Origin of the sequence: Microbacterium sp. CFBP 8794 (genome assembly GCF_014841235.1) — a bacterium.
Taxonomy (GTDB): Bacteria; Actinomycetota; Actinomycetes; order Actinomycetales; family Microbacteriaceae; genus Microbacterium.
In genome coordinates this window covers 379,084-402,221 of record NZ_JACYTT010000003.1, presented here as the reverse complement: position 1 = coordinate 402,221, position 23,138 = coordinate 379,084, and the positions used below count along the sequence as shown (strand labels likewise).

Genomic DNA, 23,138 nt, shown 5'->3' with positions numbered 1-23,138 from the left:
GCTCCCGGCGATTGCGCAGCAGACCCACTTACCATGGGAAGACTGACTACCGGGGGGTTTGACACATGACCGACGGCGCAAACGGCACCGACGGCGCGACCTACGCCTGGGCTCCGCCCGAGCCCACGAAGCGCAAGAACCGCTCCGGCCTGTGGATCGGCATCCCCGCCGGCGCGACGGCCGTGGCCCTCATCGCGGCCTCGCTCGTGCTCATCGCTCCCGGGGCCTCGGTCGCCGGCGTGCAGATCGGCGGTCTGACCGCCGGCGCCGCCGCGCAGGCCATCTCGACGCGACTGGCGCAGACGGCCATCACGGTCGAGAGCCCCGCCGGAGAAGTCACCGTCACCGGCGCCGATCTGGGCGCCTCGGTCGACGCGGCCGCCCTGGCCGACAAGGCGTTCTCCGAGAACCCGATGTGGAAGCCGTCGTCGTGGTTCCCGCAGGGCACCGGAGTCACCGTCGCCGTCGACCCGTCGGCCGCCGCCGTAGCCCTGCGCGACCGTGCCCCCGGCACGTACCGCGCGCCCGTCGACGCCACCGTCGCCTATGACGCCGGCTCGCAGACGTACGTCACCTCCCCCGCCGAGGCGGGCGAGGGCATCGACGTCGCCGCCGTCACCGCCGCCCTGCAGTCGGCCTTCGACTCCGGCACCCCCGCGACCACGGTCGACGCGGCGCTCGTGCCGGTCGAAGCCCCCGTCAGCACCGAAGAGGCCGACGCGGCCGTCGCCACGCTCAACGGCGTGCTCGACACCGCCGGCTTCTACGTCGGCGACGAGCGCACCGTCACCGTCGATCGCGCCACCGCCGCCTCGTGGCTCACCGTCACCCCTGACGGCAAGGGCGACTTCGCCATCTCGGCCGACACCTCCGCCATCGAGCAGGCCGTCGCCGGTCTTCCCGGCGCCGTCGACCGCGGAGCCGTGAACGCCGACGTGATCGTCGACAGCGGTGGAGAGGTCATCAAGACGCTCACCGAGGGTCAGACCGGTCGCGCCCTGGGCGACACCGCCGGCGTGGCCGCCGCTTTCGCCGCTCAGCTCGCCGACGGCAACGCCAAGTACTCCCTCGCCGTCTCCGAGACGCCGTTCGAGACCGCGAAGACCGAGCGTCGCATCGACGTGAACCTCAGCGCGCAGACGGTCACCCTGTACGAGAACGGTCAGGTCTACCGCAACTGGTCGATGTCGTCGGGCAAGAGCGGGTGGGAGACCCACACGGGCACCTACCGCATCGGCTGGAAGACCACCATGCAGGACATGGGCTGCGCTCCCGGCTACGACTGGTGCACGAAGGACGTCCCCTGGGTCGCGTACTTCAACGGCGACGAGGCGTTCCACGGCACGTACTGGCACAACAACTTCGGCACCCCCATGAGCCACGGCTGCGTCAACCTCACGGTGAACAACGCCAAGGAACTCTACGACTGGGCGTACAAGGGCACCGAGGTCTCGGTCCACTACTGAGCCCGCAACGGAGAAGGGGCGGATGCCGATGGCATCCGCCCCTTCGTCGTTCCTAGCCCCGCGTCACCGCCGCGGCACGAGCGCACGTGTCCGCGCACGACTCCTGCGGAACAGCGCCGAACCGCGACACAGCCCGCGGGTCACGCCGGTGTGCCGGGGTCGTGCACGAGGCGCACGCGACGCGGCCGGTCAGACCCCGGCCCCGCGCCGGGAAACGGAAGAGGGGCGGATGCCCGCGGCATCCACCCCTCTCCCGTCAGCGTGTCAGCGGCTCAGCGCAGAGCGTCGACCACCGCGTTCAGCGTGGCCGAGGGACGCATGATCTTCTCGACGAGGGCGGTGTCGGGGCGGTAGTAGCCGCCGATCTCGGCCGTGTGGCCCTGCACCGCGTTGAGCTCCGCGACGATGGTCTCTTCTTCGGCGGCCAGCTTCTCGGCCACCGGGGCGAAGACTCCGGCCAGTTCGGCGTCGCTCGACTGCCCGGCCAGCTCCTGCGCCCAGTACAGGGCGAGGTAGAAGTGGCTGCCGCGGTTGTCGATGGTGCCGAGCGCGCGGCCGGGGGACTTGTCGTTCTCGAGGAACGTGCCGGTCGCGGCGTCGAGCGTCTGCGCGAGCACGCGGGCCTTCTCGTTGCCCGTCGTGTCGGCGAGGTGCTCGAGCGAGGCGGCCAGCGCGAAGAACTCGCCCAGCGAGTCCCAGCGCAGGTAGTCCTCTTCGAGCAACTGCTGCACGTGCTTCGGGGCCGAACCGCCGGCGCCCGTCTCGAACAGTCCGCCGCCGGCGAGCAGCGGCACGATCGAGAGCATCTTGGCACTGGTTCCGACCTCGAGGATCGGGAACAGGTCGGTGAGGTAGTCGCGCAGCACGTTGCCGGTCACCGAGATGGTGTCCTCGCCGCGGCGGATGCGCTCGAGCGAGTAGCGCGTGGCCTCGGCCGGCTCGAGGATCTCGATGGTGAGGCCCTCGGTGTCGTGGTCGGCGAGGTACTCGTGCACCTTGGCGATGAGGTTCTTGTCGTGCGCGCGGCTCTCGTCGAGCCAGAACACGGCCGGAACGCCCGCGGCGCGGGCACGGGTGACGGCGAGCTTCACCCAGTCGCGCACGGCGACGTCTTTGGTCTGGGTCGCGCGCCAGATGTCGCCCGTCTCGACCTCGTGCTCGAGCAGCACGTCGCCGTTCGAGGCGACGACCTGCACGCGGCCGGGGGCCGCGATCTCGAACGTCTTGTCGTGGCTGCCGTACTCTTCTGCGGCCTGGGCCATGAGACCCACGTTGGGCACCGAGCCGATGGTGGCGGGATCCAGCGGGCCGTTCGCGATGACGTCCTCGATGGTCGCCTGGTACACACCGGCGTAGGACGAGTCGGGGATGACGGCGAGGGTGTCGTCTTCTCCCCCGTCGACGCCCCACAGCTTGCCGCCGTTGCGCACGAGCGCCGGCATCGAGGCATCCACGATGACGTCGGAGGGCACGTGCAGGTTGGTGGTGCCCTTGTCGCTGTTGACGTACGACAGCCGCGGGCCGTTCGCGAGCGCGTCGCGGATCTCGGCCGCGATCGCGTCGCCGCCGTCGACGTTCGACAGACCGGCGAGGATCGAGCCCAGGCCGTCGTTCGGCGTGAGACCGGCGGCCGCGAGGGCGTCGCCGTGGCGGTCGAACACGTCGGCGAAGAAGGCTTTCACGACGTGACCGAAGATGATCGGGTCGCTGACCTTCATCATCGTGGCCTTGAGGTGCACCGAGTAGAGCACGTCGTCGGCCTTCGCCTCGGCCAACGTGTCGGCGAGGAACGCGTCGAGCGCCGCGGCCGAGAGGAACGTGGAATCCACGATCTCGCCCTGGAGGACCTTGAGGCCCTCCTTGAGCGTCGTGGTGGTGCCGTCGGCCGCCACGTGCTGGATCGTCAGCACGTCGTCGTCGGCCAGCACGACCGACTTCTCGTTCGAGCGGAAGTCGTCGTGCCCGAGGGTGGCGACGCGCGTCTTCGAGCCCGCGCTGAACGCCTTGTTGCGGTGCGGGTGCTTCTTGGCGTAGTTCTTCACGGCGAGCGGGGCACGGCGGTCGCTGTTGCCTTCGCGCAGCACGGGGTTCACGGCGGAACCCTTGATGCGGTCGTAGCGGGCGCGCACGTCTTTGTCTTCGACGCTCGACGCCTCGTCGGGGTAGTCGGGGATGTCGTATCCCTGCGCCTGCAGCTCGGCGATGGCCGCCTTCAACTGCGGGATGGATGCCGAGATGTTCGGCAGCTTGATGATGTTCGCCTCGGGCAGCGTGGCGAGTCCGCCGAGCTCGGCGAGGGCGTCGCCCACCTGCTGCTCGGGGGTCAGGCGCTGCGGGAAGGCGGCGAGGATGCGGCCGGCGAGCGAGATGTCGCGGGTCTCGACGTCGACGCCCGCCTGCTTCGTGACGGCCTGCACGATGGGCAGGAACGACGCCGTGGCAAGAGCCGGCGCCTCGTCGGTGTACGTGTAAATGATGGTGGAATCGGGCACGTCAGATCTCTCCGTAGAGGCGGCCAGGGTTGTGTTTCAGCCTATCGCACCGCGGCAAAGTCTCTTGATGTCGAGATAGTTCCCGGCATCCGCGCCCTGCCCCGACCCGCGCTGCGCCGGTCAGCGGCGCAGGCCGTGCTCGCGAGCGGTCTTGGGATTGCCCAGGCTCTCGGCGGGCAGATCCACCGCCCTGCCCCAGCCGGCGCCGCCGACGGCGACGCCGCGGGCGACCAGGCCGTCGATGACCGCGTCGACGGCCACGGCCACGGTCGGAGCCAACTCGTCGCCGAGGACCATCGACACCACGATCTCGGTGAGATCGTCGCGCGGCGTCGCCTCGACGACGACCACGGCTTCCAGCGACAGCGGGCCCAGACGGGAGGTGAGGAGCGACAGTCCCGTGCCGTTGAGGATCGTGTCGCCCACGGCGCTCCCGCGGCGGAGGACGATGACGCCGTCGGGCGCGTCGGCGCGGGTGAAACCCGCCCGGCCGAGAAGCTCGCCCACCGCGACGATGCCGGCCGTCGCCTCGGAGGGCGGGACCGTGAAACGGCACGCGGCGCGGATCTTGTGGCCCCCGACGAGCGACTCGCGCCAGAGCGGGACCGCGCGCGCGGCGGCGCTCATCCGGGCCACCCGGTGGCCAGGTCGGCCTCGAGCTGCTCCACCTCGCCCACCCGGGGCGCCCGTCGCACCCCGAGGCGCAGGGCATTCCTCCGCGCCGTTCCGGCGGCGCGAGACGCCTCGCCCGGGTTGATACTTCCCCGCACTATGCCGTCGTCCCATGCATCCGATAAGGCTATTCCCGGGGGTACCCGCAACCCCTCTGTTTCGTCGCAGGTTCCCATGCGGCGGCATGCGATCTTGGGACTGGGGCGCGGTGCCGCTAGCCTGGGCGCATGGCTGACCTGCGTCTCGTCGAACTGTCCGCCGCCACGATCGTGGCCGTGAACACCCTGTCGCTCAAGCCCGGGCAGGAGCAGTTCCTCGCTCCCGTCAGCTACGGCATCGCCGCGACGGTGAGCGATCCCCAGACGTCGTGGCAGCGCGTGGTGCTCGACGGCGACGAGGTCGTCGGCTTCGTCAGCGCCAACTTCGACCCCGAGGCCCACGAGGAGCACTTCCGCTCCGTGCTGTGGCGCATCAACGTCGACGCCGACGAGCAGGGCCGCGGCGTCGGCAGCTACGCCATCTCGGCCGTCCTCGAAGAGGCGCGCGGGCGTGGGATGGATCACGTCGACGTCATCTACGAACCCGGCGTCGGCGGCCCCGAGGCCTTCTTCCAGCGCGTGGGATTCGAGCCCGTCGGCGAGACCGAGTACGGCGAGGTCATCGCGCGCGCCAGCGTCTGAACGGACAGGCGAAGCGATCAGGCCAGATCGCGGCGCAAGAACGACACGATCCCGGCCCCCAGCGTAGCGCTCGTCCACGTCGCCGTAATCGCAGTGGAGACCGCTGGTTCTAATATGTGACCGGATGCCGCGGGAACGATCCCGAGCGAGGCGAGGTCGAAACCGACAGCGTGGAGCATAGCCGGCAGCGGCATCCATCCCGCTGGCTCCGGCCACATGGCGCCGACGAAGAGGGCCACGCTGAGACTAAGCGGAGCGACGAACAGGGCGAAAAGGTGAGCCCTCACCAGCAGCCCCACGCCGAGTCCCCACAGCGCCGCGACGGCGCCGACGACAAGCGTCCCCGCCACAACGCCCGGTCCGAGGCCCGTCGTGCCGAGGACAGGCGCCAGAGCGACACGACCGCCGGCTAGGGCGAGTCCAGCGACGACCGCGCCCCCGAGCGCAGTGAACGGCACTCGCGCGGCGATGGCGGCCCCGCGCGGCTGAAGCGTGGCGCGCTGGGCGACGACGCCCACACGCAGGTCGATTGTGTAGCGGAACGACCCGTAGATCGTGGCCATCACGGCCGCGTACACAGCCACGACAGCCGACAGGGGAACGACGGCAAGCTCTTTCTCGGCCGCCGAAGCGGTACCGAGGTCGGACGGAACCCCGGCCGCGAGCGACAGCGACAGCAGCAGGGCCGAGACGGTGACACCGAGCAACGTCATGTCGGCGACCGCGCCGCGAGCCTGGGCAGCGATCGCTTGAGCGAACACCGGCACCGATGATCGACGGGCTGCGGCCGCCCTCGCCCACTGACTCGTCCCGCCGCCGCGTCCGTCCCCCGCCGGCACCCCGTGCTCGACGCTCTTGCCCTGACGGTTGATTCCCTTCGCGCGTGGGTCGCGCGAGCGATCGTCGGTCACGTCAGCCTCCGTCGTCCGACAATCCAGGCCAGCGCCGAGAGAAGTACCGTCCAGGCCGTGGCCACGAGAACGGCCGCCACAGCCGGCAAAAGATTGAGATGGTTCTGCGGGTCGGCGAGCGCGGCTAGCGACAGCCCGGGAAGAAAGCGCGCCATATCGGGCGCCGTGCCCAACAACGCCAGCTCGAGGGCCGTTGGACCGGCCAGCACAACGGCGGCCGCTGCATAGTAATTGCCCGCGATCCACCCCACCGCGGTGCCGAGAAGGGCGCCGGCCACGGCGCCTAGCAGCGCCCCGACGAGCGTACGGATGACCCCGCTCGAGAAGACGGGAGTCAGGCCGTTCACCCCGAGCACGGCGACGACGACACCGGCCCAGACCATAGCGAGACCCGCCGTGAGCACGAGCCCGGTCACCATGGCGGCGAGGGCTTTGCCCGCGAACAAGCGGGCGAACCCGACCTGCGTCGCCGATCGACTCATCGAGCCGTAGTAGTACTCGCGGGTGACCGAGAACGACCCGGCGAATGCGGCGGCGACGAACGACCACGCGAGCGGAGCGACCACGAGCAGCGTCGCACGGCGCGCATCGAGGACGTTCATCTTGCCGAGCGTGTCGTCGCTCGTGAGCACGATCACCGGGATGAATAGGGCCAACACGACCACCGCCATCGTGCTGAACCCGCTATGCGCCCGGAGCATCTCGGCGCGAACCGCGGCCCTCATGCCCGTTCTCCTTCGACGAGGTCGAAGTAGCGGTCTTCGAGGGAATCGCCGTCGCCGCGCACGAGCTCGCCCAGCGGCCCGTCGTACAGGACGGTGCGCTTGAGCACAACGACCTCGTCGGCGATGTGTTCGAGCTCGGCGAGTTGATGACTCGAGATCAATACGCTGCCTCCGGCATCGGCGAAGCCGCGCAGGAAACGCCGCAGCCACCGGATACCGTCGGGGTCGAGGCCGTTCGCGGGCTCGTCAAGCACCAGGGTGCGGGGGTCTCCGATCAGCGCGGCCGCGAGCCCGAGGCGCTGGACCATGCCGGTCGAAAAGGTCTTGACGCGGCGCCGCGCATCGGCGGCGAGCCCGACCTCGTCCAGGACCTCTTCGACGCGACCGCGGGGAGCGCCCACCGTGATCCGAGCGATGTCGAGGTGCCGGTACGCCGTGATCCCCGCTTCGAAGCCGAAGCCGTCCATGTGCACGCCGAGGTGCGCGGACGGCCGCGCGAGACGGGAGAACGGCACCCCGTCGACGAGCGCCTCGCCGCTGGTCGGCGAAAGTAGCCCGACGAGCGTTTTCAAAATCGTCGACTTGCCCGCCCCGTTCGGACCGAGCAGCCCGACGATTGCCCCGCGTCGCACCGAGAAGGACACATCCTCCACCGCGATGCGGGACCCGTACTTCTTCGTGAGGCGGTGTACCTCGACGGCGTGATCGGTCATCGTCATCCCTCTTTCGGATCGGAGTGGGGCAGGGGGCCGTCCGGGGACGGGAAGAGCGCGGATGCCGGTGCCCACACGTTCGTGAACCACATGGCCTCCCAGATGCTTCGGGAGCCGAGGTCGATGCGTGCAATGCCCGCGTCGGGCAACGATGCCCCGGGATCGACGCGCACAGTGCCAAGGACGAAGACCGGGATTCTGGCACCCGGAACCACGATCGGGGCGACAGCGTCCGTGGGTGCGTCGATCACGCGCGGAATTACGGGCTGCGCCACACCCGCGCCGAGAGCGGCGTCTGCCACGATGCCCCGGGTTCGGAACGACACGGCGGCGTGGTCGGGCAGAGCGGGTGCCGAGCCGTTCGACACGGGCTCAACCAGCAGCACCTCGCCATCTACGCGGACGAACCCGACTGCGCGTGTCACCGGGACCGAGACCACCGCGCCGAGCACCGTCGTCGCGGTGATCGCTGCGACGACTACCGCGACAAGGCGCAGGCGCGTGACCCCGGAGCGCAGAGCCGAGCCGAGCCACGAGAGCACCACTGCGCCGAGGGCCGCGACGACCAGAAGTTGCACGCTGAGCACGGCGAGTGCGCCGATGACTCCGCCTCCGGACAGGGCGGCGGCGAGTCGAGCGACGGCGTACAGCACAAGCCCGGCGGGAACGACGATGCTCGCCAGACCGAAGGGGACGGTCCACCGCCTCGCAAGCAGCCGCGGCTCGGCTGGCCCGCCGAACAGACCGAGACGCAAGGCGGCGGTGGCGTCGCGGATCGCGCGCGAGCGGAGGTCGGGTTCGTCGAGCGCGCTCATGAGCGCGATGTACCCGTCGAAACGTACGAAGGGGATCAGGTTCACCGCGACCACCCCGGCACAGGCGCAGGCCAGCACGAGCATCGTCTGGCGCGTTGCGGGGTCGCTCACGACAGCTGCGATCAGCGCGCACACCGCGGCGACGACGACATGCACCGCGGGCCCGGCGAGGGCCACGGCGACGCGGCCCCGCCGGTGCGGCAGCCGCCACGCGTCGGTCACATCCACGAAGAAAGCGGGGGTGAGGTAGAGCAACATGACGCCCGCTCGACGCGGGCGCGCACCCAGCCGCGTCAGTGCCAGCCCATGCGCGAGCTCATGCACGAGCGTCGAGGAGACCAGAACGACCGCCACGACCAGCACGTCGGCCAGCGGCAGCGGCGACGTCAGCGCCCTCGCTGCGACGTCGGCCTGCAGCGCGAGCGCGATCAGCCCCGACAGCGCCAGCACCCCGACCGGCCACAGCAGTCCCCGTCGCAACAGAGGTCGCAGCAGCACCTCGAGACGCGCGAACGCCCCAGGTGCGCGAAGGGTCGCGAGCTGCACGGTGAGCGGCGGGCGATAGGTGAGGCGCCCCGCCGGTCGCCGCTCCGCCCCGCGGAGGAGTCCGGCCGCGCGGAACCGGCGCACGAGCAGGGCGAAAGCTTCGGACGAGTGCCCCGGCGCGAACCGAACGCGGAGCTCGGCTTCGCTCACGCGGCCGTCCATCGAGCGCAGAAGGTCGACCGTCGACGACGACGCGCGCGACACCGGCACGCCGTCAACGCTGATGACGATCGCCCCGTCGACGCCCGTCGGCTCGAACCGCACGGATGCCGCGAGCTCCGGCGGTTCGCCGGGGCTCGTCGCGACCACCGATCGCCGCCGTTCACCCTGCACGGCCGGCCCACCCCGGATCGCACGTCTCGAGAAGCACCATGCCTTCTCCGGGAGCAAGTCCCCCGCCGCGTACGGGAAGGACCGTCGGTGCCGAGAAGCCGGCCTCGACGAGCTCAGCCGACACCGTCGCGACATCGAGCAGGTGCAGCCGTGTCGTCAACACGGGCACCTCCTCGTCGGGGGCGACCTCGGCGAGCGGAACCCAGTTGACCAGGCGCGCACGGCCCCCGGCGTCCACCTCCTGCGACTGGAGGAATACCTCGATCACTCCCTCTCGGTCGATGTCGATCACACGGTCAACCGTCACATCGAGAGCCTCCACCGTGACGGAGCCGGCGACCGAGAGCAGAAACGACCCCCGTTCACCCAGATGGCGTCGAACGGCCGCGAACAGGCGTGCGCGTCCCGGCGCGTCGAGAAGAGTGATCGACGTCGCTGCGAGCACCACCAGGTCGAAACGGCGGTCGAGATCGAAATCGCGCATGTCGGCGGCGACGAGGTCGCACCGCGCACCGTAGGGCAGGGCCACCCGAAGGCGGTCAAGCATGTCGGTCGAAAGATCGAGCGCCGTGACGTGCTTGCCCGCGCGTAGCAGAGGAAGCGTCACACGTCCCGTGCCGGCCGCGAGATCGAGCACCGCGGGACCGCCGCGGCGCGCCACGGTCAGCACCTCGTGGATCTCGGAGCGATCCGGTCCGACCAGGTCGTCGTAGAAGCGCGCGCCGACGCCCGCGTACACGTCATGGGGTGCCGCGCGGCGACCCGCGTCGGCGAGCCGCTGACGAACGGAGGCAGTGAGCAAATCTGTCATGGAGTCCTCTCTGGGCAGCTAGAAAGAGAGAGTGGGAGGAATGCCGTGGGGGCGACTTCCTCCCACCCGCTCAGGTGGCGATGCCGACAACGCCCGCGGCGATCGCAATGATGTAGCCCGCGTGCTCCCACCACGCCAACGGCGTGTCGAGGTCATCGAGCTCTTCGAATTGGAGAGCAAGGTCTTTCTGCATGTGTCACCTCCTTCCGCAAGGACGAACCGGGACACCGCCGGAGCGCACGGTATCCGCACGAGGTTCAGGTGGCCGAGAGGGCGATGAGTCCGAGAGCTACGCCATAGCTGAAGCCGCGGAACCAGTCGAATCCGTCGCCGGGGGCGTCCATCGAGTCGAGCTCGACGAAATCGAGCGTCGATGTCATGTGCAAGTCACCTCCTTCCCAGGGCTTGTGATGTCGCCGTCGAGGAACAGGCGGCGTGGCTCAGGTCGCGATGGCGACTCCGATGCCGACCACGGTCAGTCCGGCCAGGACTCCCTGGTAGAAGCTCTCCCAGCTCGGGGCCTCCAGAGCGTCGAGCTCCTCGAACTGCAGCTGTGGTGTGATCGTGAGCGATGTCATTCCTCTTCACCTCCTCTCGTCCGTGCGAAGCGGACAGCGACTCGACCCGGCCACCGATGGCGGGCTTCGCCCACCGGCCGTTGTCGAGCACGCGTCGGTGATCGCCGGAGCCCAGCTCTCCCAGCGCAGGCACGGGAGCGCCCCATGTGCGCCGGGTAGCCTCGGCCGCCGCCGCGAGCACCTCGTCGGTCGGGCGCTCGGCACGAGGAACGCGCCACCGATCGAGGAGTTCGTCGATCCCCCGCGCCGGCTCGGTCGGAAGCCCGGCGTCACACGCCGCGTCGGCCCAGAACGTTTGCAGCGCGCCGGCATCGCCCCAGCGGGAGTCCCCCGCATCGATGCGACGCCAGACGCTCCCGATCACCGCGGCGGTGGCCTGCATCTTCGATAGCCCGGAAACGAAGGCGGTCTCGTTCGCCAGGTACCAATGCCGCGAGGCGAAGGGATCTCGGCCGCAGAGCACGCCCGCGCGTTGCGTCGCCGCACTCAACCGCGCGATGCGCAGGGCATCCGGCTCGGTCGCCGAACCGGCGGCGAGAAGAGCGCGCACCACGCCGACGGCGCGAGAGGACGCCCGGCCGTCGGCCCGCGCGGAGGTGCGAGCGCCGGTGACGCGCAGCAACGCTTCGAGCGCCCCCTCTCGGACGGTGTCGCTGGGCAGAGAGGCATAGTTCGCGGCATCCAGAACCGCGTGGTCCGGCCGCAAACGGTCGCCGAGGAGCAACCGGAAGCCCCGCTCGGTCCGCAGCACCGCGACGGCGTTGGACTCGGCCGAGGTCCCTACCGTGGTCGGCACGGCGATGAAAGCGATGCCGGAGGGCTCGCGCGGCGGCAGCTCGACGACCGGTCCCCGCCCCGCACGGGCGAGCGCGTACGCGAAGACGCTCGGGGAGGAGACGGCGAGGGCTGCGACCGCGGCCGCGTCGATGACGGTGCCGCCGCCAACGGCGACGACCACCTCGGCACGACCGTCGATGAGATCGCCAGCGAGGCGCTCGACGACCCCGTCATCGACAGAGCGCGCATCGATCAGCATGACCCGCACGACCGCTGCCCGCATGCCGACCTCGTCTGCGAGCGGTCGCGCGATCCGTCCGAGAGACGCATCGGCGACGATGGCGACCCGTCGCGAGCCGCAGAGTGACGCGCACGTCGCGTCGGTGATGCCCGTACCCGTGTGAAGCCTCGGACGCAGACGGTCCCGGCGCGTCACGACTCGCCCTCGCGCCACCGCGTAAGACCCGTCCGGATCGCGACACCCAGTTCGGACAGTTCCGACCCGGCATAGTCGTAGGCGGGGACGAGCTGGATGCCGTCCGTGCCCGGGTGCACGATTGCACCGGCCTCGGCGATGGCCGCGACCATCGCCGAAACTTCGCCGGTCGCAGGGACCGGGCTCGTTCGTCCGGGCACCGTCACGGCAAGGAAGCAGCCTCGCCCGCGGACGCCGCTCGCCACGCCGTCGCGCACCAGATCGCCCGCCATCCGGCGCAGATTCTCACCGAGCCGCCGCACCGTGGCCTCGGCCCCGATCCGTGCCAGCTCGTCGACGACCGCGAGGATCGCCGCCGCGCACGCGGGGGTGCCAGCCTGGGTCTCGCCGTGCACGAAGGTCCAGCCGCCCGTGGCGAAGGCGTCACTGACACGCGGGCCCACAAGAACCGCCGCGGCACCCATAGCTCCGTTGGTCAGAGCCTTCGAGAGCACCAGCAGATCGGGGCGTTCGGGCCACGTCCCCGACGCGAACATCGGCCCCGTGCGGGCGAAGCCGGTCGCGACCTCATCGGCGACCAGCAAAAAGCCGTACCGCTCACGGAGTTCGACGAGGACGCGGACGGTGGCCTCGGGCAACGGGTGCGCGCCGCTGCCGAGCACGGGCTCAACCACGACCGCGGCCACACGATCGCCCTCACGCCGCAGCAGAGTGGTGAGCTCGTCCAGGTCGTCGAGCGAAACGTGACGGATCGCCCGGCGATCCAGAGCATACAACGGCTGCAAGAGGGTGTCTCCGCTGAGGGAGTGGCTTCCATACATGGTGCCGTGGTAGCTGCCGAGCAGACCCACGACGAGCGTGCGCTCCGGCCGTCCACGCTGCGCCCAGTACTGGCGGGCGAGCTTCATGACCGCGTCGTTCGCGGCGCCGCCCGACGTCGAGAAGATGACACGCCGGTAGTCGGCCTGGCCCGCCAGCCCGATCAGCGCCTCCGCCGCACGTTCGGCGGGACGATGGACCGACCGGAAGAGGGTGAGGTACGACGCGTCGTGCAGCGCTCGGGCGACGGCATCAGCCACTGTCGCATTTCCATACCCGAGGGGAACGTTCCAGAGCCCGCTCGTCGCGCACAGCGCCGACGAGCCGTCTTCATAGGCGAGGCGGTGTCCGCGCGCGCCCACCGCGATGCGCTTCGCGGAATGGCGAGCGTCGGCCGGCATCATGGCGGGCCACACGACCGTCACGAGGGCGCTCCCGCCGTCGTGGCCGAGACTCCGACGTGCACTCCAAGCCGTGCGCCCGCCTCCGCGCACAGCGCTCGGGCGTTCGCCGTGGTGATTCCAAGAGCCGCCCTGCAGCGCTCAATCGCGAACTCGAGGGTCGACGACGTCTGCATGGCGGCGACGACCGTCGCCGCCTCCGTCGAGAGGAGCTGCCGGCGTCGCGTGCGCGGATCGGCGAGCAGGATGCCGTCGTCGGTCTCGACCAGAAAGGGATCATCGGATGCCGGATTCGCATCAGCCCGTTCGTCCACGATCGATGACTGCCCGAAGCCGTCGATGCGACGCCGACCTCCCCGCGTGCCGAGCAGTCCTGCGAGTTCGGCGGCACGGAGATAACGCCCCAACCAAGGACGTCGAGCGACGTCGGCGTGGAGAGCGGCGAGCGGCGAGAGCCCCGCGAAGGCGATCAACCGCGGCACCGGGGTGTCGAGGATGCGGGCCAGATCGTCGACTTCGCCGAGGACACCGCCCTGAGGACCGGCGGTCACCTGTCCATCGCCATGTACGTGCAGGATGCCCGGCCGCTGCGTCGCAAACGGGGCGTGAAGCACTGCGCCGTCCCCCAGACGCAGTCGGGGGTCCACGACAGCGGACGAGAACACGCCGGTGCGTCGGGCCAGATCGGCGTCATCGAGAAAGGCCGACCACCCGTCGGCGTCGAGGAAGCGGACGACGGTGGGCACGATCAGTTCGACATACGCCGCCGCGAGGTAGTGCTGCAGTTCGACCGACCGGCCACCCACGTGAAGGGTGTCGCCTACCTCGTCGAGCGCCCCCGAGTACGGGACGACGAGCGCGCGCGTCTCGACGCGACCGGCGCTCTCGGGCATGAGGACGACGGCGGTGTCGTCGAGCAACGCGGCGGCGGTGTGGGCGACGCGTGGATCCGCGCAGAAGACCGCATGTGCGACGGGACCGCGGCTGCCGGTGATCCAATCGATGACGATACGCGCAACGCGGTCGTCGTCCACTCTCGTGGTCACTGTGCCTCCCTGGCGTCCTTGCGCCGTGGCGCCATCCGATCTCACGAGGTGCAGATTTTGACGTCAATGCCCTCACGGGAGAATGTATACATGCCTTCGGGCCGACGTCTACTTCAGGGCCGGGAATCACCCCCACCCCCGATTCGCCTCACCCACGCCGGGAACGACGGATGCCACGCTCCCCGCAGCGCGGGAGGCGTGGCATCCGTGTATCGACGTCAGACGAGCGACTGGCGCCAGGCGGCGTGCAGCTGGGCGAACTTGCCCGTGCCCGCGATGAGGGCCGCGGGGGCGTCGTCTTCGATGATGCGGCCGTGCTCCATGACCAGCACGCGATCTGCGATCGCGACCGTCGAGAGGCGGTGGGCGATGATGATCGCGGTGCGGTCGGCGAGGAGCGTCTGCAGGGCGTCCTGGATCTGGCGTTCGCTCGGAATGTCCAGCGACGCCGTCGCCTCGTCGAGGATCAGCACCGCGGGATCGGCGAGGAACGCGCGCGCGAACGAGATCAGCTGACGCTGACCCGCCGAGACACGCCCACCGCGCTTGTTCACGTCGGTCTCGTAGCCGTCGGGCAGCTTCTCGATGAAGCCGTCGGCGCCCACGGCGCGCGCCGCCGCGCGGATCTCGTCCATCGTGGCGTCGGGCTTGCCCAGTGCGATGTTGTCGGCCACGGTCCCGCTGAACAGATAGGCCTCTTGCGTGACCATGACGATCGCGCGGCGGAGGTCCTTCGGGTGCAACCGACGCAGGTCGACGTCGTCGAGAGTGACCGCCCCCTGCGAGGGGTCGTAGAAACGCGAGATGAGCTTCGCGAGCGTCGTCTTGCCGGCGCCCGTGGTGCCGACCAGGGCGATCGTCTGCCCCGCGGGGATGTCGAGCGAGAAGTTCGGCAGGATGACGCGACCTTCGGCGTAGCCGAAGGTGACCTCGTCGAAGCGCACGTGCCCCCGGGCGTTCCACAGGTCGACCGGGTCGCTGGGGTCGGGAACCGTCGGCTCCTCCTCGAGCACGCCCGACACCTTCTCGAGGGCGGCCGTGGCCGACTGGTAGGAGTTCAAGAAGAACGCGACCTCTTGCAGCGGCGAGAAGAAGTTGCGCACGTACAGCACCGCCGCCGTCAGCGCGCCGATCTCGAGCGGACCCGCGATGACACGGCCGCCGCCCCAGAGCAGCACCAGGGCGACCGACACCGCGGCCACGGCCATGATGCCGGGCTCGAAGGTGCCGAAGAGGCGGATCGAGCGCATGTTGACGTCGCGGTACGCGCCGGACAGGGCGCCGAAGTCCTCGTCGTTGCGGGGTTCCTTCCGGAAGGCCTTCACGGCGCGGATGCCGGTCATGGTCTCGACGAACTTCACGATGACCTGGGCGCTGATGACGCGCGACTCGCGGTAGATCACCTGCGACCGCCGGTAGAACCACCGCATGAGCAGGTACATCGGAATGCCCATGACGGTCAGGATCAAGCCCGACTGCCAATCGATGAGGAAGAGCGCCGCGAGCGTGAACAACCCGTACAGCACCCCCGACACCAGCTCGTTCAGACCGCCGTCGAGCAGCTCGCGAATCGTGTCGAGATCGCTCGTCTGACGCGAGATGATGCGGCCCGACGTGTACGACTCGTGGAACTCGAGGCTCAGCTTCTGCGTGTGCAAGAAGATGCGTTTGCGCAGATCCAGCATCACCGCCTGGGTGAGGCGTGCGGCGACGACGACGTACCACCCGATCAGCACGGCCCCGCCGATACCGGCGAGCAGGTACACCCCGACGACGCCGATGGTCGGCATCCAATCGCTCTGCTCGATGACGGCGGGCAGGGCGTTGTCGATGCCGTAGGCGATGAGCGCGGGGCCGGCGACGCGCAGCGCCGTCGACACGACGAGCACCGCCGCGGCGAGGATCAGCTGCCCGCGCAGGGGCGACACGAGAGAGCCCAGCAGGCGGAGCGAGCGCTGCCGGATCGAGCGGCTCTCGGCGCTCGTGTAGTCGGAGCGGTCTTCGCCGCTGGTGCCGGAGACGGTCGCGGTGCTCATCGGGTCGCCTCCTTCTCGGTGAGGGCGTCGTCGTCGGAGGTGGCGATGACGGGAATGGCGCCGGTGCGGGCTTCGCGTTCGGCCTCTTCGAGGCTCGAGATGACGTACCGGTAGTGGTCGCTCTCGCGCAGCAGATCGGAGTGCACTCCGACGGCGGTGACGCGGCCGTCTTCGAGCAATGCCACGCGATCGGCGAGCGTCACGGTCGACGGGCGGTGAGCCACCACCAGGGCGGTCGTGGAGCTGAACACCTCGCGGAGCGCGTCTTCGACGAGCGCCTCGGTGTCGACGTCGAGCGCCGACAGCGGGTCGTCGAGCACGAGCACGGCGGGCCGCGCCGCGACCGCGCGGGCGAGGGCCAGACGCTGGCGCTGGCCGCCCGACAGGCTGAGGCCCTCTTCGCCGATCACGGTGTCGAGGCCGTCGGGCAGCTCGTAGACGAAGTGCGCCTGGGCGACCTGCAGAGCTTCGCGCAGGACCTCCTCGGCCTCGTCGGACCCCGGGGTGAGGTCTTCTCGGCCGAGCAGGATGTTGTCGCGCACGGTCTGCGAGAACAGCGTCGCGTCTTCGAAGGCCATGCCCACGTGACGGCGCAGCTCGGCGAGCGTCAGGTCGCGCACGTCGACGCCGTCGATCAGCACGCGGCCGCCGGTGACGTCGTACAGGCGCCCCGGCAGGGTGGTCAGCGTGGTCTTGCCCGAACCGGTGAGTCCGACCAGGGCCATGGTCTCGCCGGGCCGCAGCACCAGGTCGATGCCGTCGAGAAGGTCGGGCTCGGTGGCCGCCGCATCCTGGTAACGGAAGTGCACGTCCTCGAACGTGAGCTCTCCGCGGGGTGCGGTCAGGGTGCGCGGGTTCTCGGGATCGACGATGGTGTTCTGCTCGTCGAACACCTCGAAGATGCGGTCGGTCGCCGTGCGGGCGTCGAGCAGGAACGAGAAGAGGAAGCCGATGGACTCCATGGGCCACCGCAGCACGGTCGCCATCGCGAAGAAGGCGACGAGCTCGGCGACCTGCAACTGTCCCAGCTGCGTCAGCACGATACCGGCGCCCAGGCACACGGCGAACGCGATGTCGGGCAGCAGCACCAGGAAGAACCAGATCCAGCCGACGGCGCGTGCCTTGTCGATCTCGGTCTCACGCAGCGACTCGGCCTGGCGGGTGAACTTCTGCAGGGCGTGCCGGCCCCGGCCGAAGGCCTTGAGGACCCGGATCCCGTGGACGCTCTCTTCCACGGCGGTGGCGAGGTCGCCGGCCTGATCCTGGCTCTGACGGGTCAGCGCGCCGTACCGCTTCTCGAATCGGAACCCGACGTAGATGACGGGCGCGGAGGTGACGAGGAACAGCGCGCCGAGCAGCCAGTGCCACCGGAACAGCAGGACGGCGCCGATGACGATGGTCAGCATGTTGACCACGAGCAGGATGACGCCGAAGGCGAGCCAGCGGCGCAGCATGCTGATGTCCTGCATCATGCGCGAGAGCAGCTGACCCGACTGCCACCGGTCGTGGAACGCCACCGGAAGACGCTGCAGCCGCGAGTAGAACGATTGGCGCAGGTCGTACTCGACCTTGGTGGCCGGCCCGAGCACGAACCAGCGACGCAGCCACACCATCGCGGCTTCGGCGAGTCCGAGGCCGAGCACGGCCAGCGATCCCCACACGAGCGCGGTCGGGTCGAGCGAGGCGATGGGACCGGCGACGATCTGTTCGAGAACGAGGGGGATCGCCAGGGCCAGCAGGCTCGCGACGAGCGCGGTGCCGGCACCGGCGATGAGGCGTGGCAGCACCGGGCGAGCGATGGGGAGGAGGCGCGCGAGGGCGCGCGGCGTGGAGAGGTGCGGGCGGGGCGTGGAGGTGGTCATGATCCTCGAGGAGTCGAAGCGGGCGCCGGGATCGGGCGCGGAGGGGGAAGCCGTGAAGCGGCGCGACGAAGATCGTCGGGCAGGGCGGAACGGACGCGCCGAAGCGCGGAACGCGGGGCCCTAGGCGGATCGGCCGGGGCGCGCGACGACGAAGGGCGCGGCAACCGGGGCGACGGGGGCGTCGATTCGGTACATGGCATCCTCCTTGGTCGGCGTGAGCCACCGCGGGGGGACGGCAGCCCTCCAGAGTATCCCCGAGCGAAGCCCGGGGGCAAGAGTGTCTTCCGGGCCTCGATCGTCAGGCCGCCGACTCGCGCGCCAGCAGGCTCTCTTTCACCGGCGTGCCCCACGCGAAGCCGCCCATCGTCCCGTCTCCGCGGAGCACCCGGTGACAGGGCACGAAGAGCGCGACGGCGTTGCGCGCGCAGATGGACGCCGCGGCGCGCACCGCCGACGGCGCCCCCAGGGCGGCGGCGAAGCCGGTGTAGGTGAGCGGGGTCCCGGCCGGAATGCGCCGAAGGGCCTCCCACCCGGTCCGCTGCAGCGGGGTGCCCCACTGGGCGACGGCGACGGAGTCGATGGCGGCGATGTCACCGTCGTAGTAGGCGCGCACCGCCTCGGCCGCCGAGGTCTCGCCGGCCACGATGTCGACCGGACGACGTTCGGGGCGGAGCCGCGCGAGCACGGCGTCGGTCTCGGCGGTCCAGCCCGAGACGATCACCCGATCGGCGTCGTCGGCGAGGATCGCGAACGACCCGTCGGGGGTGTCCAGGAACTGGAGGGTGGCGGTGCTCATTCGGATCGCTCGCTCTCAGGCGCGGGAGGGGAAGAAGGGAGGACCACATCGACAACCCCGACGTCGGCGCGGGTGCTCGTCGTCCGCCGGCGCGGGCGCGTCACGGCGGCCGCCGCGGCCGTCTCGGCCGGGGAGCGCCATGCCTGGGTCACCGGGGCGGCGTACCAGTAATGCGCCATCGCGTAGCTGCGCCAGGGCGCCAGGCGCTCCGACCACGCGGTGAAGCCCGCGGGGTCGGACGGCAGCCCCAGCGCCGCCGCGCCGGCCCGGGCGGCCAAGTCGCCGGGGAGCAGCACGTCGGGGTCGCCGAGCACGCGCATGCGCACGTAGTCGGCGGTCCACGGCCCGATCCCGCGCCGGGCGAGGAGCCTGGCGCGCTGCTCCGTGGCGTCATCGCCGGCACCGAGTTCGAGGGTGCCGTCGCTGAGTGCCGCGGCAGCCTCGACGATGGCGCGCATGCGGGCAGCGGGTCCGCGCAGCACCTCGAGACCCCGTTCCGCGATCGCCGCCGGCGTCGGGAAGAGTGTCATCGCCTCGGGGCCGACGGCGACCCGCTCGCCGAGTTCGGCTGACAGACGGCCCTGCATCGTGCGGGCGGCGGCGACGCTGATCTGCTGCCCGATCATGGCGCGCAGCAGCATCTCGTCGGCGTCGACGGCCCCGGGCACCCGGACACCGGGGATGGCGGCCACGGCGGGGGCGAGCTCGGGATGCCGGGCCAGGGCCTCATCGATCGCGAGCGGATCGGCGTCGAGGTCGAACAATCGCCGAATGCGCGAGATGAGGGTGCCGAGGTCGGCCAGGGCCGACAGCCGCGCGCGCAGACGCAGCCGCCCGTCTTCGGCGAGGCGCACCTCGAACCACGCCGGGCCGCCGGGCAGCCGCACGACCCGCGCGAACGAACGGTCGTCGCCCTGCTCGACGCCGGGGATGGCGTGCGCCCTCATCCACCCGAAGAGACCGGTCGTGTCGATCGGTCCTCGCACGGGCAAGGCGAGGTCGATCTCGCCCGCCGACGCCTCGATGCCGGACGCGTGCGAGCGTCGAGCGCGCAGGTCGCGCGGAGGCATGCCGAACACCTCGCCGATCGTCTCGGTGAACTGCCGGATGCTCGTGAACCCCGCCGAGAACGCGACATCGGCCGACGACAGGTCGGTGCCCACGAGCAGAGTGCGAGCCGTATGTGCGCGGTGCGCGCGGGCGAGGGCCAGGGGCCCGGCGCCGAGCTCCGCGGCGAGCAGACGCGTGAGATGGCGCGACGAATAGCCGAGGCGCCGGGCCAGACCGGGGACACCCTCGCGATCGACGACGCCGTCGGCGATGAGACGCATCGCGCGCGCCACGACGTCTCCGCGCACGTCCCACTGGGGCGAGCCGGGAGCGGCCTCGGGCAGACATCTCTTGCACGCGCGGTAGCCCGCCTCGTGGGCTGCGGCCGACGTGGCGTAGAAGGTGACGTTCTCTTCGTTCGGCGTGCGTGCGGGGCAGCTCGGGCGGCAGTAGATGCGGGTGGACCGCACGGCCGTGACGAACTGCCCGTCGAAGCGTCGGTCGCGCGACTGGATGACGCGATAGCGCTCGGCGAAGCCCGGAGCGTCGGCCACGGTGGGGGTCATGGCATCCACCCTGCCACCGACCTCCGACATCGGCTGGCGGAAATCGGACACGGCCGTGAGGCGCGCCCGCCGCCCCCACGCGCCCCCGTCGCGAGACGCCGTCTCGCGCAGGACGACCGCCCCGGCCCCGCACCCGCACGAGCACGAACGCCCGAGCTGGCGAGGCGCTGCGCGCGGCCTGTCGACGTTAAGCGGAGGCCTGCCGCTCCGCGCAACCCCTGCGCGATGTCGGTGGCCGTCGATAGCGTGAGGATCATGAGCGAACGCGAATACGACCTCATCGTCATCGGTGCCGGCCCCGTCGGCGAGAACGTGGCCGACCGTGCCGTGCAGGCCGGTCTCACCGCCGCGATCGTCGAGTCCGAACTCGTCGGCGGCGAGTGCTCGTACTGGGCGTGCATGCCCTCGAAGGCCCTGCTGCGCAGCGCCGCTGCCCTGCGCGCGGCACGCGACGTCGACGGAGCCCGGCAGGCCGTCACCGGCGACCTCGACGTCGCCGCCGTGCTGCGCCGCCGCGACACCATGACCAGCGGATACGACGACTCCGGTCAGGTCGAATGGTTGCAGGGCGCGGGGATCGACCTCGTGCGCGGACACGGCCGCCTCTCCGGCGAGAAAACCGTTCGCGTGACCGCCGAGGACGGCTCCACGACCGATCTCGTCGCGCGTCACGCCGTCGCCGTCTGCACCGGTACCGCCGCACTCCTGCCCGACATCCCGGGCCTCGCCGACATCTCGCCCTGGACCAGCCGCGAAGCCACCGCCGTGCAGCAGGTGCCCGGCTCGCTTGCGATCATCGGCGGGGGCGTGGTCGGCGCCGAGATGGCGACCGCGTTCCAGAGCCTCGGCACCGACGTCACGATCATCGCCCGCTCCGGCCTGCTCGGCGGCAACGAGCCGTTCGCCGGCGAGCTGGTCGCATCGTCGCTCCGCGACCGCGGCGTGACCGTCAAGAACGGAGCGGACGCCACGGCAGCCCGCCGCGACGGCGACGGACGCGCGGTCCTCGAACTCTCCGACGGCACCACCGTCACGGCCGACGAGGTCCTCGTCGCGGTCGGTCGCACTCCGCGCACCGGCGACCTCGGATTGGATGCCGTGGGCCTCGAGGCCGACACCTGGCTCGACGTCGACGACACCCTGCTCGTGCGCGGGTTCGATTGGCTCTACGCCGTGGGCGATGTCAACCACCGCGCTCTCCTCACCCACCAGGGCAAGTACCAGGCGCGGGCGGCGGGCGACGTGATCGCGGCGCGGGCGCAGGGCGGCGAGGTCGACGACGCGCCGTGGGGTGCCCACGTCGCCACGGCCGATCACGACGCCGTCCCCCAGGTGACCTTCACCGACCCCGAGGTCGCCTCGGTCGGTCTGACCGCCAAGAAGGCCGAGCAGAAGGGCCTGAACGTGAAGGTGCTCGACTACGACCTCGCGAGCATCGCCGGGTCGAGCGAGCAGTCCGACTCCTACGTGGGCCAGGCCCGCGCGATCGTCGATCTCGACCGGGGCGTGCTCGTGGGCGCCACGTTCGTCGGACCCGACATCGCCGAGCTGCTGCACTCCGCCACGATCGCAATCGTCGGCGAGGTGCCGGTGAAGCGCCTCTGGCACGCGGTGCCGTCGTACCCGACGGTCAGCGAGGTCTGGCTGCGGCTGCTCGAGACGCTCGGGCGCGACTCGGCCTGACGCCGACCCGCGCGGGTGGGGCTTCGCGTGCACTGGGCCTCGCGTGCGCCGGGCTTCGCGTGCACCGGGCTCCACGCGCACTGATGAGCTCACGCGCGTCGCGCTAGGGTCGCTGCATGTCCCGCAGCGTCGCCCTCATCCGCGGTGTCGGCGGTCCCACGGCGCTGAAGATGGCCGCGCTGCGCGAGGTGTTGGCATCCGCGGGTCTCGGTGGGGTCGAGACGCTGCAGGTCGCGGGGAACGTCGTGGTCGACGACGCCGGACGCTCCCCCGGCGACATCGCCTCGGTGGTGCGTGAGGCGGTGCGCGGGGCGTTCGGATTCGATCTGCCGGTCATCGTGCGCACGCACGCCGAGCTGGCCGCCAGCCGCGCCCGCAACCCCTACGCCCATGCCCCGGAGGGCCGCTGGGTGCAGACGGTGTTCCTCGACGCGAGACCCGCCGCCCGGCTCGAGCTGCCAGACGGCGTGCCCGAGGAGGCGGTGCTCGACGGCCGCGAGGTCTTCGTGCGCTACCCCGAGGGCATCGGCGGGTCGAAGCTGCAAGCGGGCTGGTTCGAGAAGCGCCTCGGCGTCACCGGCACCGCACGCAACGCCAACACCGTCGCGAAGCTCATCGCGATGAGCGCCTGACGCGCGCCCGCCGCCCGCATCTGCCGCGCGCATCTGCGTCAGCCCGGCCGCGCGCATAAACGCTCTTCCTCCGCATAAACGCCGCCACAGCGCGTTTATGCGCAGAATCAGCGTTTATGCCTCAGCCCGCGCTCACCCCGCGGCCCGAGCGCGCGACCGCGCCGCGCCCGGCACGCATCCCGCACCACACCGGCCCCGCGCATAAACGCTGTTCCCGCGGATAAACGCGGCGACAACGCGCTTATGCGCACGAATAGCGTTTATGCGTCGGGGGCGCCTACCCGCCGCTCCA

General features: G+C 70.7%; 20 protein-coding genes. 4 read left to right on the top strand and 16 right to left on the bottom strand.

Annotated elements, in window-relative coordinates:
- Positions 1-65: 65 nt before the first annotated feature.
- Complete coding sequence (locus IFU19_RS09370) at positions 66-1,466, top strand: L,D-transpeptidase family protein (RefSeq protein ID WP_192013512.1); 1,401 nt, start codon at positions 66-68, stop codon at positions 1,464-1,466.
- A gap of 272 nt (positions 1,467-1,738) precedes the next feature.
- Here IFU19_RS09370 and IFU19_RS09365 read toward each other — a convergent pair whose 3' ends face one another.
- Together IFU19_RS09365 and IFU19_RS09360 are read right to left on the bottom strand one after the other, a co-directional pair.
- Positions 1,739-3,958: an NADP-dependent isocitrate dehydrogenase gene (locus IFU19_RS09365; RefSeq protein WP_192013511.1), complete on the bottom strand. Its 2,220-nt coding sequence runs from the start codon at positions 3,956-3,958 to the stop codon at positions 1,739-1,741.
- Between the two features lie 120 nt (positions 3,959-4,078).
- Entirely contained in the window at positions 4,079-4,585 is a 507-nt protein-coding gene (locus IFU19_RS09360; protein ID WP_191915852.1) for a hypothetical protein, read from the bottom strand.
- A gap of 272 nt (positions 4,586-4,857) precedes the next feature.
- Between IFU19_RS09360 and IFU19_RS09355 the strand changes: the two genes are divergently transcribed.
- Positions 4,858-5,310 carry a GNAT family N-acetyltransferase gene (locus IFU19_RS09355; protein WP_191915850.1) on the top strand — a complete coding sequence of 151 codons (453 nt, stop codon included), beginning with the start codon at positions 4,858-4,860 and terminating at the stop codon, positions 5,308-5,310.
- Between the two features lie 17 nt (positions 5,311-5,327).
- Here the strand turns inward: IFU19_RS09355 and IFU19_RS09350 are convergent, their stop codons facing one another.
- From IFU19_RS09350 to IFU19_RS09295, 14 genes are all read right to left on the bottom strand, one after another.
- Entirely contained in the window at positions 5,328-6,221 is an 894-nt protein-coding gene (locus IFU19_RS09350) for a hypothetical protein (protein WP_192013510.1), read from the bottom strand.
- Positions 6,218-6,946, bottom strand: coding sequence for an ABC transporter permease (locus IFU19_RS09345; RefSeq protein WP_192013509.1), 729 nt, complete (start codon positions 6,944-6,946; stop codon positions 6,218-6,220). Before IFU19_RS09345 ends, IFU19_RS09350 begins: the two co-directional genes overlap by 4 nt.
- Positions 6,943-7,659, bottom strand: a complete 717-nt coding sequence (locus IFU19_RS09340; protein WP_191915847.1) for an ABC transporter ATP-binding protein — start codon at positions 7,657-7,659, stop codon at positions 6,943-6,945. The genes IFU19_RS09345 and IFU19_RS09340 overlap by 4 nt, the downstream gene beginning before the upstream one ends.
- Positions 7,660-7,661: 2 nt before the next feature.
- Positions 7,662-9,329, bottom strand: coding sequence for a daptide biosynthesis intramembrane metalloprotease (mpaP, locus tag IFU19_RS09335; protein WP_191915846.1), 1,668 nt, complete (start codon positions 9,327-9,329; stop codon positions 7,662-7,664).
- 13 nt (positions 9,330-9,342) lie between these two features.
- Complete coding sequence (gene mpaM / locus IFU19_RS09330) at positions 9,343-10,164, bottom strand: daptide-type RiPP biosynthesis methyltransferase (RefSeq protein ID WP_191915845.1); 822 nt, start codon at positions 10,162-10,164, stop codon at positions 9,343-9,345.
- A gap of 70 nt (positions 10,165-10,234) precedes the next feature.
- Positions 10,235-10,357, bottom strand: coding sequence for an MpaA3 family daptide-type RiPP (gene mpaA3, locus IFU19_RS16850; RefSeq protein ID WP_274604443.1), 123 nt, complete (start codon positions 10,355-10,357; stop codon positions 10,235-10,237).
- 64 nt (positions 10,358-10,421) lie between these two features.
- Positions 10,422-10,544, bottom strand: a complete 123-nt coding sequence (mpaA2, locus tag IFU19_RS16845) for an MpaA2 family daptide-type RiPP (RefSeq protein WP_274604442.1) — start codon at positions 10,542-10,544, stop codon at positions 10,422-10,424.
- Positions 10,545-10,551: 7 nt separating this feature from the next.
- Positions 10,552-11,955 (bottom strand): iron-containing alcohol dehydrogenase, encoded by a 1,404-nt coding sequence (locus IFU19_RS09325; protein ID WP_191915844.1) that lies wholly within the window; start codon positions 11,953-11,955, stop codon positions 10,552-10,554.
- Entirely contained in the window at positions 11,952-13,199 is a 1,248-nt protein-coding gene (gene mpaD / locus IFU19_RS09320) for a daptide-type RiPP biosynthesis aminotransferase (RefSeq protein ID WP_342343397.1), read from the bottom strand. The genes IFU19_RS09325 and mpaD overlap by 4 nt, the downstream gene beginning before the upstream one ends.
- A complete protein-coding gene (gene mpaB / locus IFU19_RS09315) occupies positions 13,196-14,221 on the bottom strand; it encodes a daptide biosynthesis RiPP recognition protein (protein ID WP_192013508.1) in 1,026 nt (341 codons plus the stop codon). Before mpaB ends, mpaD begins: the two co-directional genes overlap by 4 nt.
- Positions 14,222-14,439: 218 nt before the next feature.
- Positions 14,440-16,257 (bottom strand): ABC transporter ATP-binding protein, encoded by a 1,818-nt coding sequence (locus tag IFU19_RS09310; protein WP_055834224.1) that lies wholly within the window; start codon positions 16,255-16,257, stop codon positions 14,440-14,442.
- Positions 16,254-18,119 (bottom strand): ABC transporter ATP-binding protein, encoded by a 1,866-nt coding sequence (locus IFU19_RS09305; protein WP_192013507.1) that lies wholly within the window; start codon positions 18,117-18,119, stop codon positions 16,254-16,256. Before IFU19_RS09305 ends, IFU19_RS09310 begins: the two co-directional genes overlap by 4 nt.
- Positions 18,120-18,417: 298 nt before the next feature.
- On the bottom strand, positions 18,418-18,915 hold the full coding sequence (locus IFU19_RS09300; protein ID WP_191915841.1) for a methylated-DNA--[protein]-cysteine S-methyltransferase: 498 nt from the start codon (positions 18,913-18,915) through the stop codon (positions 18,418-18,420).
- Positions 18,912-20,531 carry an AlkA N-terminal domain-containing protein gene (locus IFU19_RS09295; RefSeq protein WP_192013506.1) on the bottom strand — a complete coding sequence of 540 codons (1,620 nt, stop codon included), beginning with the start codon at positions 20,529-20,531 and terminating at the stop codon, positions 18,912-18,914. Before IFU19_RS09295 ends, IFU19_RS09300 begins: the two co-directional genes overlap by 4 nt.
- Positions 20,532-20,786: 255 nt before the next feature.
- Between IFU19_RS09295 and IFU19_RS09290 the strand changes: the two genes are divergently transcribed.
- Entirely contained in the window at positions 20,787-22,214 is a 1,428-nt protein-coding gene (locus tag IFU19_RS09290; protein ID WP_191915840.1) for a dihydrolipoyl dehydrogenase family protein, read from the top strand.
- Positions 22,215-22,330: 116 nt separating this feature from the next.
- Positions 22,331-22,846: a DUF1697 domain-containing protein gene (locus tag IFU19_RS09285; protein WP_055834210.1), complete on the top strand. Its 516-nt coding sequence runs from the start codon at positions 22,331-22,333 to the stop codon at positions 22,844-22,846.
- The last annotated feature ends 292 nt before the right edge of the window (positions 22,847-23,138 follow it).